12 protein-coding genes and 1 pseudogene are annotated in these 9,761 nt (G+C 64.5%); 3 read left to right on the plus strand and 10 right to left on the minus strand.

All coding sequences use genetic code 11. The features are described 5' to 3' along the window. The first annotated feature begins 115 nt into the window (after positions 1–115). Entirely contained in the window at positions 116–508 is a 393-nt protein-coding gene (locus CF70_RS30580; RefSeq protein WP_035874610.1) for a hypothetical protein, read from the plus strand. 46 nt (positions 509–554) lie between these two features. On the opposite strand, the gene CF70_RS30585 is transcribed toward CF70_RS30580, so the two are convergent. From CF70_RS30585 to CF70_RS35475, 6 genes are all read right to left on the minus strand, one after another. Continuing rightward, a complete protein-coding gene (locus tag CF70_RS30585; RefSeq protein ID WP_035874614.1) occupies positions 555–740 on the minus strand; it encodes a hypothetical protein in 186 nt (61 codons plus the stop codon). Positions 741–1,160: 420 nt separating this feature from the next. Continuing rightward, positions 1,161–1,589 carry a cupin domain-containing protein gene (locus CF70_RS30595; protein ID WP_035874619.1) on the minus strand — a complete coding sequence of 143 codons (429 nt, stop codon included), beginning with the start codon at positions 1,587–1,589 and terminating at the stop codon, positions 1,161–1,163. A gap of 184 nt (positions 1,590–1,773) precedes the next feature. Continuing rightward, positions 1,774–2,061 (minus strand): DUF6881 domain-containing protein, encoded by a 288-nt coding sequence (locus CF70_RS30600; protein ID WP_035874622.1) that lies wholly within the window; start codon positions 2,059–2,061, stop codon positions 1,774–1,776. Between the two features lie 53 nt (positions 2,062–2,114). Next, the gene (locus CF70_RS30605; protein WP_035874625.1) at positions 2,115–2,483 is read right to left on the minus strand and encodes a c-type cytochrome; all 369 of its coding nucleotides are present in this window, start codon (positions 2,481–2,483) and stop codon (positions 2,115–2,117) included. Between the two features lie 115 nt (positions 2,484–2,598). Continuing rightward, complete coding sequence (locus tag CF70_RS30610) at positions 2,599–2,940, minus strand: FKBP-type peptidyl-prolyl cis-trans isomerase (protein ID WP_035874627.1); 342 nt, start codon at positions 2,938–2,940, stop codon at positions 2,599–2,601. A 57-nt stretch (positions 2,941–2,997) separates the two neighbouring features. Next, on the minus strand, positions 2,998–3,306 hold the full coding sequence (locus tag CF70_RS35475) for a DUF1272 domain-containing protein (RefSeq protein ID WP_081862435.1): 309 nt from the start codon (positions 3,304–3,306) through the stop codon (positions 2,998–3,000). 231 nt (positions 3,307–3,537) lie between these two features. On the opposite strand from CF70_RS35475, the pseudogene CF70_RS38700 reads away from it, so the two are divergent. Further along, a pseudogene (locus tag CF70_RS38700) lies at positions 3,538–3,675 on the plus strand (AraC family transcriptional regulator); the annotation flags it as partial. A gap of 11 nt (positions 3,676–3,686) precedes the next feature. Here the strand turns inward: CF70_RS38700 and CF70_RS30615 are convergent. From CF70_RS30615 to CF70_RS30630, 4 genes are all read right to left on the minus strand, one after another. Then, positions 3,687–4,787, minus strand: coding sequence for a CaiB/BaiF CoA transferase family protein (locus tag CF70_RS30615; RefSeq protein WP_035874629.1), 1,101 nt, complete (start codon positions 4,785–4,787; stop codon positions 3,687–3,689). 28 nt (positions 4,788–4,815) lie between these two features. Continuing rightward, positions 4,816–5,799 carry a tripartite tricarboxylate transporter substrate-binding protein gene (locus CF70_RS30620; RefSeq protein ID WP_035874632.1) on the minus strand — a complete coding sequence of 328 codons (984 nt, stop codon included), beginning with the start codon at positions 5,797–5,799 and terminating at the stop codon, positions 4,816–4,818. 71 nt (positions 5,800–5,870) lie between these two features. Then, complete coding sequence (locus tag CF70_RS30625) at positions 5,871–7,052, minus strand: acyl-CoA dehydrogenase family protein (protein WP_035874636.1); 1,182 nt, start codon at positions 7,050–7,052, stop codon at positions 5,871–5,873. 11 nt (positions 7,053–7,063) lie between these two features. Continuing rightward, the gene (locus CF70_RS30630) at positions 7,064–8,617 is read right to left on the minus strand and encodes an AMP-binding protein (RefSeq protein WP_035874639.1); all 1,554 of its coding nucleotides are present in this window, start codon (positions 8,615–8,617) and stop codon (positions 7,064–7,066) included. 100 nt (positions 8,618–8,717) lie between these two features. On the opposite strand from CF70_RS30630, the gene CF70_RS30635 reads away from it, so the two are divergent. Beyond that, entirely contained in the window at positions 8,718–9,623 is a 906-nt protein-coding gene (locus CF70_RS30635) for a LysR family transcriptional regulator (RefSeq protein ID WP_035874641.1), read from the plus strand. Positions 9,624–9,761 lie beyond the last annotated feature (138 nt).

Consider the following 9,761-nt stretch of genomic DNA (forward strand, 5'->3'; position numbering starts at 1 on the left):
AGGTGCATGAGTCGCCGAACCCGGAAACCCCCGCTACAAGCCGACGGCTTTAGCGGCGGGAGTATTCATAAGCACCTGATGTAACATGACTCCCCAATCTGCCCAAGGAGAGGGAATGTCTAAAGGTTTGATATTGCTGGCCGCCGCGCTGACGGCGCAAGCGCTATTGCTTTCGGGTTGTGCCGGTGGCGTTAACGCGAGTTCCATACAGGCGTCGGAACCACGGCGCGTGCATTCCAATGCCAGCGTCAGCGACCTGGTGCTGTGCCTGAAAGGCAGGCTGGGGGATGACGCCAGCGTGGTCGCATACCCGGAGCCGGGGCGGGTCGATATCCGGGTTGGGCGCGCCCAGGACTCCGATTACCGGTTCTTTCACCTGATCAGCTTGCGCCGGGCCCAGGAAGGCTCGGATGTCGAGATCCGCAGCGCGGATGAATGGCATCCCTGGCTGAGTGCCGGCCGGATAGCGGGGATGGTGGATGACTGTGTACCGGGAAAGGCGCGCTGAATAGCCTTTTCTCCATGCGCTCGCTGAAAGCGGGGCGCCTGCCGGGTCAGCGCTGCGTGGCGTGCGCCCGCGAATTGTCCGCGTTGCCCGGATCCACATCTCGGCCGGTACGGCTGTTTCCGGGCGTATCGTCTGCCGCGCCGAAGCGGGGCGGGTAGAGCGGGTGCCGCAGTGCCGCGTAGACAAGCACGACGGTGGCAATGGCGGTGATCCAGTCGATCAGGTCTTTCATTGGCGTTCCTTCACGTTGCCAGCATGGCGCGGCAGTTCCGTATCCAATGACAGTAGCCAGCCGGCGCGGCCCGGGCAACGAAGCTTTGGTGCAATCCTTATGCGCCGGCGCCGCGGGGAACTACAAGATCAGTTTATAGCCCTCATGGCTGGCCACAAAGCCGAGCCTTTCATTGAAACTCGCCCGTTGCGGTTGTCCTGGCGCGCTCCGGACCGCCCCAAACTCGTTTCGCTGATCGCTCGCATGGAACAGCGGCCGTCCTTCCAGCAGGAAGCCGCGCTTTGGTGGGAGCCAGGGGTTACTTACGCCACTGCCGCCGAGGTGGAGTGGGCGAAGCGAAAAACCATTTACAGCGGTTCAGCGAGTGGGCGTCACAGCGCGCTGATTAGCGAAGCGGGCCCAGGCACCTGACCCGACGCTTCAAGCGCCGTACTCGTCGCCGCTGGATGGATCGTACGGCAAGACCTGCTCGTGTTCGTCGGGCAGGTTGCGCGCGACGATGGCTCTCGCGGCTATCGTCGCGCTCAGGTTGAAGGGCTGATGCGGCACGCCGGGAGGAATAAACAGAAAGTCGCCTGCTTCGGTGATGACCGACTGCCGCAGTCCGGGCCCGTATCGCGTCTCGACACGCCCCTCCAGCATGTAGATCCCGGTCTCGTAACCGCTGTGCACGTGCGGTTCGGCGTGCCCGCCTGGCGGGACGACGACAAGGTACATCGACAGGCCTTTCGCCCCCGCGCTGATGGCGGAAATGCCCACGAAGTAAGGCAGCCGCTGGCTCGTTGCGATTTCCCGGCCGGGACGCACCTTGACCAGGGCCGTGCCCGCGTCATCCGAACTGTCTTGCATGTCGGCTCCTCCTGGGTTCGCTTCGCTGTCGCGGCGTGGCTATGGCGTGGTGGCATTGCCGTTGCGACCGGTTTCCTACACCTTATTCTGCCGGCGCCGCCGTTTCAACCAGGTTCGGTTTCGCGTGGCGGCCGGGAAGGAAGCGGGGGGGAAGCGAGCCGGAATATTGCCAATGGGTCTGCTGTCAATGCCGCGCCGGGCACGCGTGCTGCAGCCAGAGGATTTCAAACGCCTCGGGCGTCATTGCCACCCCTTCGAACTCCGGATCCGCGTTGATCTCGTCGAGAAGTGGCACGGGAACGAGCCCAAGGTTGGTTCTTCCGGTTGTTGCCCCGATGCTTGCGAAGCCTACGCTTCCATCCGGGAAGAACTCCAGTTTCCGGGTCTCGAAGCGCTTGCTATTGAGCTCCGACACAAGGCGAACCGGCTCCGAGGAAAACTCGTGCCTCCAGATGACGTCGATGTATTCCACGGAAATCCCCCTTGGCGAAATGCAATCTAGTCCTTGCTGGTCGCTGTTGATCGTTACGGGTACGAATGCAGGTACGCCAGCAGGTCCTCGATCTGCCGCTCGTTGCCGAGTCCCCAAAACCGCATCTTGGTACCGGGCACAACCTTGCCCGGTGACCTGAGAAAATCGCTCAGCGTTTTTTCAGACCATACGATCCCCGATTTCTTCATTGCGGGAGAGTAGGTGTAGTCGTTGGTTCCTCCGGCGGTCCTGCCAAAGATGGCATTGAGCTGAGGACCAAACGCACCGCGCGCGGATGGCCCGACGCTGTGGCAAGAGGCGCATCGCGTGGCGAACAACGCCTTTCCGGCCTGTACGTCCCCGGCAGCGTGCGCCGATGTTTGGAGGGCTAGTGCCAGAGTCAACAATGCGGCTGTCTTCATGGCGCTTGTTCGGAATAGGGGAGGCGCAGCATTATATAGCGCCTCCTGGCACCGGAAAGAGCGCGTGCCGCGGACGCAGTGCGTGGCCAGCGTCCGCTCAGGTGGAGACCAGGCCTCAGTCATCCCGCGTCAACACTTCGAGCAGCTCGATCTCGAAGACCAGGTTCGAGTTCGGCTTGATATGAACCCCGACCTGTCTCTCGCCATAGGCGAGATGGGCCGGCACATGAAGCTTGCGCTTGCCGCCGGCTTTCATGCCCATCAGTCCGATATCCCAGCCCTTGATGACGCGCCCGGTCCCGATGACGCACTGGAAAGGCTTGCCGCGATCGTGGGAGGAGTCGAATTTGGTGCCGTCCTCCAGGTAGCCGGTGTACTGGGTGGTGATCAGGGCGCCCTTGACTACCTCTTTGCCGTCGCCGGGCCGGATATCTTCAACTTGAAGTTCGCTGCTCATTGGTTGCACTCGTTCTTGGTCTGAAGAGGCAGAGTTTACAGCGACTGTGCCGCCGCGCTATCGCTGTTCGGGAGGAATCGTCCCTATGACTGCGGAAAACCGAGCATGAGCGGAAGGATCTACCGGCCTGTGCTTGACCTTGGCGCTGGCGGGATCCTTGCCGAGGAAGTTGTCGTTCTTCCAGTTCTTCGACGGCCTGATCGGCCTTGGCGCGAAGCCGCCTCCACAATTCGGGCAGACATTGCCCAGGACATCGTCCACGCATCCGGCGCAGAATGTGCATTCGTAGCTACAGATGCGTGCTTCCAGCGAAGCTGGCGGCAGCGCCTTGTTGCAGTGCTCGCAGGTTGGCCTGAGTTCCAGCATGTTCCCTTCCTCCGTATCGAGAGCCGCCTTAGCCGACTTAGCCGCGATAGCCGAAGCGGTAAATCCGCTGCCATACTAACCACAAGCAAGATTGGCTGCTATTCGAAAGAAGGACAGGCATGGAAAAAAATCTGCCATGAAGCATATCTTCCTTGTACTCCGCCGAAGGTGCACATCCTCGATCCCGGCGGGCTCAAGCAATACCAGCAGCAGCTATGACTCGATCTCGCGCGCCGGCTGTTGAAGGGCAGTGACTGGGCCGTGGAGATCGTTGCCGAGCGTTGCGGCTTTGCCAGTCCGCAGGCCTTCCGCGCGGCGTGGCGGCGGGAGGAGGCGGTTGCGCCCTCGCTCTGGCGGGCGCAACCCTGACGCCGCCCGGCTTATGGCGCGCCGTGCTCGCCCAGTGCCGGAACGTGGTCGTCGCTTGCCGGCAAGCCAAGGGAGAATTTGACGGGGAAGCCGAGCGTGATGGCTTGCTCCCCCGGCAATGCACGGATCATGCCGCGTGCCTGCACATGCGGGTCGGCAAACAGCTCCTGCGCGCTTAGCGAAGGAGAGAAGGGAAGGTCCAGCGCAGCGAAGGCGTCGGTCCACTCTGCGAGCGTTCGTGTCAGGAAGATGCCTGTGAGCAGGCCGTTCACCTCTGGCTTGTGCTGCTGTCGGCCCGCGCGGGAACTGAACCGGGTATCGAGCAGCGCCGGGAACGCGGCGCCGAGGGCATCGCACAGGTTCAGCCAGAACTTGTTTTCGAGGATGCCCATGGCGAGGTGCCGGCCATCGCGCGTCTCGAAGATATCGTTGTCCGGCATCACGGTGGGTGATTCATGGGGGCGATCCTCGTAGCCGCGCGCGGCCCATGCGCCATGCGCGGTCCAGGACAGGATGGCGTCATGGATCGAGACATCGAGATGCTGGCCGTGGCCATTCTGGCGCGCGCTCATGATGGCTACCGCCAGCGAGAGCGCGGCGTAGCCCGAGGCCGCGTAGTCGGAGACACGGGCACGCGGGCGGGAGACCTTGTCCGCCACCTGGACCGGGACGGACCAGTAGCCCGCCAGGGCCAGATAGTTCAGGTCGTGGCCGGCATGGTCGGCATAGGGGCCGGTCTGGCCGAAGCCGGAGATGGAGCACAGCACGATGGCGGGATTCACTGCCGCGAGCGTGTCATAACCCAGGCCGAGGCGCTGCATCACGCCGGGCCGGAAGCCTTCGACAACGGCGTCCGCATCCCGCACCAGGCCGAGGAATGCGCTACGCCCTTCCGCGGATTTCAGGTCGAGCGCGATGGATTGCTTGCCGCGATTGAACTGGGCAAACACCGCGGGGCCGAGTTGCCGGGAGGTGTCGCCGATGCCCGGCTGCTCCACCTTGATGACATCCGCGCCGAGTTGCAGGAGCAGGCTGGTGGCGTGCGGGCCCGGCAGCAGCTGGCTGACATCGATGATCTTGACGTCCTTGAGGCAGGACCACTCTGGTTTCATGGTGTTTTCCGGGTGAGGTGGATTCGATTCAGCTTACGTCGCCGTTCATGCCGATCGAGCGGATCAGCGTGCCGTAGCGGGCGCTGTCGGCGGCCACCGTTGCGTTGAACTGGGCCGGGGAGGCGCTGCGGCGCAGCTCGCCCGCGTTGGCCTTGATCTGGGCATCGAGGCGCCCGCTGGCCTGTAACTCGCTGACGGCGGCAAAGAGCCGCTGGGTGAGTTCGGCGGGAAGGCGCGCGGGGGCAAACAGGCCGGTCCAGTTGTCGAGGACGAAGCCGGGCGGCATGGCCTCGGCAAACGTCGGTACCTCGGGGAAATAAGTCGAGCGCGCGGATGACGATACCGCCAGCGCCCGGACTTGCCCGTTGCGCAGGTATTGGGTCGCGGTACTCAGCACGGGCATGCCGAACTGGGTCTGGCCGCTGAGCATGGAGGTAATGATCTCCGTCGCACCCTTATACGGGATATGGACGGCTTCGGTGCCGGTCTGGTGCAGCAGGGCTTCGACGGCCAGATGCGCGATGCTGCCTTTGCCGCCGGATCCGTAGTTGAGCTTGCCGGGGGCGCGCTTCATCGCGGCGATCAGGTCGCCCGCGGTCTTGTAGGGCGCATCCGCAGGCACCACGAGCGCGGTCGGCCCGCCGGAAATCGCCGCGATGGAAGTGAAATCGTGCGCGGGATCGTATGGCATGTTGCGATACATATGCACATTGATGACATGCGTATTCGCGAGAATGCCGAGCGTGTATCCGTCCGCCGCGGCGCGCTTCAGGGCGCCGGCGCCGATGATGCCGCCGGCGCCGGGCATGTTCTCGACCACCAGTGGCTGACCCAGCTGCCGCCCCAGTTCGGCCGCCAGCGTCCGCGCGATATTGTCGGGGGCGCTGCCTGCCAGGAACGGGACGATCAGGCGGATGGGACGGTTGGGATAGGGCGCGGCGGCGCGCGCCGGGGCCAGCACGCTGCTCAAGGCGGCCGCGCTTGCCGCGGCAAGCCAGGTTCGGCGGTTCATGGGTTGTCTCCTTTTTGGGGCCGCGCAGTCTTGCCGCGCCGGCTCGTCAACGTTTGCTTGTGCCTGCCCGCTCAAGCCTGCGCCTGCATGGGCTCGAGAATCGCCCGGGCGATGGTATTGCGCTGGATCTCGCTGGTGCCGGTGAAGATCCGGAACATGCGCAGCTTGCGGAAAGCCTGCTCGACCGGATGCCCTCGGGTGACGCCGACATTGCCGTGGATCTGCACGGCTTTGTCGGCTACCTCGAAGCAGCGCTCGGAAATATAGAGCTTGCACGCCGCGGCCTTCATGCGCAGGTCGGCACCGCTATCGGCCAGCGCCGCCGTCTGCGCGATCATGCTCTCGCAAGCCCACAGCGCGGCGGCCATGTCCGCCAGCATGTGCTGGATTGCCTGGAAGCGTGCAATGGGTCCGCCGAACTGGCGCCGCTTGCCGGCGTATTCGAGCGAGGCTCGATAGGCCGTGGTGGCCAGCCCCAGCATGGTAGGGCAGTGCAGCAGCCGGTTGACGTTGATGCGCGACATGCCGAGCTTGAAGCCGTTGCCTTCTCCGCCAAAGATATTGGCGCGCGGCACCCGTACATTGGTGAACTCGATATCCGCATCGATATGCTGGCCCGACATCGGCACGTATTCGGTACTGACCTTGACGCCGGGCAGGTCCAGGTCGATCAGCACGGCCGTGATGGCCGGCGGCGACGCTGTGGCATCGGTCACGCACATGACGATGGCGAAATCGGCGAATGGCGCACCGCTGATGTAGTGCTTGCGGCCATTGACGACCAGCTCGTCGCCATCTGCCACGGCGGTGGTCGAGATGCTCTGGGCGTCCGAACCGGAATGCGGCTCGGTGAGGGCAAAGCAGGTCGACTTCTCGCCCCGGATCACCGGCTGGAAGTAGCGCGCGAGCTGTTCGGGCGTCGCGTACTTGAGCATATTGCCTACGCGCGGCGGGCCGCCCAGGTCCCCCAGCACATGCGGCGCCAGCACGGCGCCGCTGACGGCCAGGTCCGCTTTCAGCGCGCACTGCTCGGCGATGTTCAGGCCCTTGCCGCCCAGCTGCACCGGCAGGCAGGCGGCATAGAGCCCCAGCTCGCTGGAACGGCGCCACACGCCGCGCAGCACATCCCTGGGCCAGACGTCTTCCGAGCCGAGGCCAAGTTCCCGCTCCAGCGGCAGCAATTCCTCGTCGATATAGCGGCGGATCGCGGCGCGGGTCTCGACGAGCGTGGGGTTGGTCAGATGGTCGAACATGGCGATTCTCCTTAATTCACGCGGCGGGACACGCCTTGCCAGTACGGCTCGCGTACCAGTTTCCGGGCAAGTTTTCCGCTGGCGTTCTTGGGCAGGTCGGCGACGAAGTCGATGGATCGCGGCGACTTGTAGTCCGCGATCCGTGCGCGGCAGTGCGCGATGAGGTCATCGGCGCTGGCTTGCCGGCCGGGCCTGAGCGCGACGACAGCCTTGACGCTTTCGCCCCATGTGTCGTCAGGCACGCTGATCACGCAGGCTTCCATCACGTCGGGGTGCAGGTAGAGGGTAGCCTCGACCTCGGTCGGGTACACATTGAAGCCGCCGGAGATGATCATGTCCTTCTTGCGGTCAACCAGGTAGATGTAGCCTTGCTCGTCGACTCGGGCCAGGTCGCCCGTGCGCAGCCAGCCATCGGCAAGCGCCTCGCGCGTCAGCGCCGGCTCGCCCCAGTAGCCCTGGAACACATCCTCGCCGCGGATCACCAGTTCGCCGATTTCGTCACCGCGCACTTCACGTCCCTGCTCGTCGACCACGCACACCTCCGTCTCACCGAGGGCCCGACCGCAGGACGCCAGCCGCTCGGGCCGGTGCGCCATTGCCTCGGCATGGTCGGCTGTGGAGAGGCGGGTCACGCCGGAGGTGGACTCGCTCGCCCCGTAGCCTTGCGACAGGATGGGGCCGATACGTTCCCATGCCTCGCGGATACGGGCCGGCGCCATCGGCGCGGCGCCGTAGGCCAGTGTCTTGAGGCTGCTCAGGTCGGCGCTGGCCAGGGTTGGCTCGGCCAGCAGCATGTTGATCATGGCCGGCACCATGAACACATGGGTGATGCGCAGCCTGGCCACTTCCGCCAGGAAATGCGCGGGCTCGAATTTGTCGAACAGGACCAGGGTCGCGCCGGTGTACAGGTAGGGCTGCATCAACATGCCGGAGGCGTGCGTGACCGGCCCGATCAACGCCAGGCGATCGCCGGGCCGGGCAGGATTGTCCATGCTGAGCAGCATCTTGCGCAGCGCCGCCAGGCGGTTGCCGTAGCTCTGCATGGCCGCCTTGATCTTGCCGGTGGAACCCGACGAGAAATGCAATACGGCGAGGTCATCGGAGAGCGGCGCGACATCGACGGGTGCATCGCTTGCGCCTGACAGCAGCGACTCGTAGTCGGCATAGCCTGCGGCGGGGCGGCCGATGGTGATGAAGGTCTCCACCGACCCGAAGCCCGCGGTTGCCGGGGAGTAGCCGGTATAGCCCGGCCCCGCGATCATGACCCGGGGCGTGCAGTTCTCGGCGACATCCGAGGCTTCCGCGGCGGTGAAACGCGGGTTCAGCGCCGCCTTGACGAGGCCGGCCTTATACAGTGCGCACTCGATCTCGACCAGTTCCGTACGGTTGCGAGACTGAATCGCCACGCGGTCGCCCTTGACCAGGCCGAGGCCCAGCAGCGCGTTGGCCAGGCGGTTGGAGCGCTCGTCCAGCTGGCGGTAGGTCAGGACCCGGTCCTGATAGAGGACCGCGGCGTGGTCCCCCCAATAGCGCGCGGCGCGGCGCAGGAAGAAAGCGAAACCCATTTTGTGTCTCCGTGGTGATTCTTTGCCGTAGTCTGTAAGATGCGTGGCATCACCACAATGCCGTACTGGCTATAAAGACATAACCAACAGGAATGTCAGAATGGAGACGAGGGATCTTGAGTACGTGCTGGCCGTGGATGCCCACGGCGGCATCGGCCGCGCCGCGGAGTCGCTGGGCATCAGCCAGCCAGCCCTGACCAAGGCGGTGCAGCGGGTGGAAGGGCAGATCGGCCTGCCCCTGTTCGAGCGCACGGTCCACGGCATGACCCCGACGCAAGCCGGCGCGCAGTTTATCGAACGCGCCCGGAGAATCCGGCTGGAGTACGAGGATGCGCTCAAGGAGATGCAAGGCATCCGGACCGGCGAGCAGGGCATCCTGCGCCTGGGCTATTCGCCTTCCATACCCAACGCGCTCTTCCTGGGCGCCTGCCGCCAACTCGTGAAGGAGCGGCCGGTCGCCAGGCTTCGCCTGCGCAGGCGCATGGCGCGGGAACTGATGGATCTGCTGCTTGCGGGCGAACTGGACCTTGCCGTCGCGCCGATGCAGAAGCAGCGCGCGAGCGAGTTCGCGGTGGAAGAATTGTTCGACGACCGCCTTGTCGTCGTGGCTGATGGCGCGCACCCGCTGCTGCGCCGGCGCAAGGTGACGCTGGCGGATCTGGTGGGCCAGGAATGGTTGCTTCCCGCGCCGCATATCGCCCTGCGGCAGCAGGTCGACGCAGCCTTTCGCAAGCAGGGGCTTGCCGAGCCGAACTTGCGGATCGAAACCGATTTTGGCAGCGCTTCGTTGTTCCAGCTGGTGAGGGGCACGCAGATGCTGAGCGTGTCGGGCGGAGATTCGGAGGCGATGCAGATTGGCCTGCGGCCGTTGAACCTGGGACTTGAGGAGCTGGATTTGCGCCGGCGCGTGGGGGTGATCTCGCGGGCTGGGGCTTATCTTTCGCCGCTTGCGCAGCGGATGACGGTGTTGTTGCGGGAGCAAAGCGGTCAGGGGGGGGATTTGTAGGTGCCCGCAGGGCGGGGGGCTTATATGTGTGGATGGTTGCTGTGTTTTTGCCTGGCCCACTGCAACTGCAACTGCAACTGCTGCTGCTTAACGTCAAAGGCTTAACTTCAAAGTCAAAGGCGGTTTCACCCCCCTGCG

This window comes from Cupriavidus sp. SK-3 (assembly GCF_000611145.1).
Lineage (GTDB): Bacteria > Pseudomonadota > Gammaproteobacteria > Burkholderiales > Burkholderiaceae > Cupriavidus.

Excerpts from the sequence above, each read along its gene's own strand:
- CF70_RS30595 (WP_035874619.1), bottom strand. The coding sequence starts at position 1,589 with ATGCAAGACAGTTCGGATGACGCGGGCACGGCCCTGGTCAAGGTGCGT.
- CF70_RS30615 (WP_035874629.1), bottom strand. The coding sequence starts at position 4,787 with ATGAAACCAGAGTGGTCCTGCCTCAAGGACGTCAAGATCATCGATGTC.
- CF70_RS30625 (WP_035874636.1), bottom strand. The coding sequence starts at position 7,052 with ATGTTCGACCATCTGACCAACCCCACGCTCGTCGAGACCCGCGCCGCG.
- CF70_RS30630 (WP_035874639.1), bottom strand. The coding sequence starts at position 8,617 with ATGGGTTTCGCTTTCTTCCTGCGCCGCGCCGCGCGCTATTGGGGGGAC.
- CF70_RS30605 (WP_035874625.1), bottom strand. The coding sequence starts at position 2,483 with ATGAAGACAGCCGCATTGTTGACTCTGGCACTAGCCCTCCAAACATCG.
- CF70_RS30620 (WP_035874632.1), bottom strand. The coding sequence starts at position 5,799 with ATGAACCGCCGAACCTGGCTTGCCGCGGCAAGCGCGGCCGCCTTGAGC.
- CF70_RS30610 (WP_035874627.1), bottom strand. The coding sequence starts at position 2,940 with ATGAGCAGCGAACTTCAAGTTGAAGATATCCGGCCCGGCGACGGCAAA.
- CF70_RS30580 (WP_035874610.1), top strand. The coding sequence starts at position 116 with ATGTCTAAAGGTTTGATATTGCTGGCCGCCGCGCTGACGGCGCAAGCG.
- CF70_RS30635 (WP_035874641.1), top strand. The coding sequence starts at position 8,718 with ATGGAGACGAGGGATCTTGAGTACGTGCTGGCCGTGGATGCCCACGGC.
- CF70_RS30585 (WP_035874614.1), bottom strand. The coding sequence starts at position 740 with ATGAAAGACCTGATCGACTGGATCACCGCCATTGCCACCGTCGTGCTT.
- CF70_RS35475 (WP_081862435.1), bottom strand. The coding sequence starts at position 3,306 with ATGCTGGAACTCAGGCCAACCTGCGAGCACTGCAACAAGGCGCTGCCG.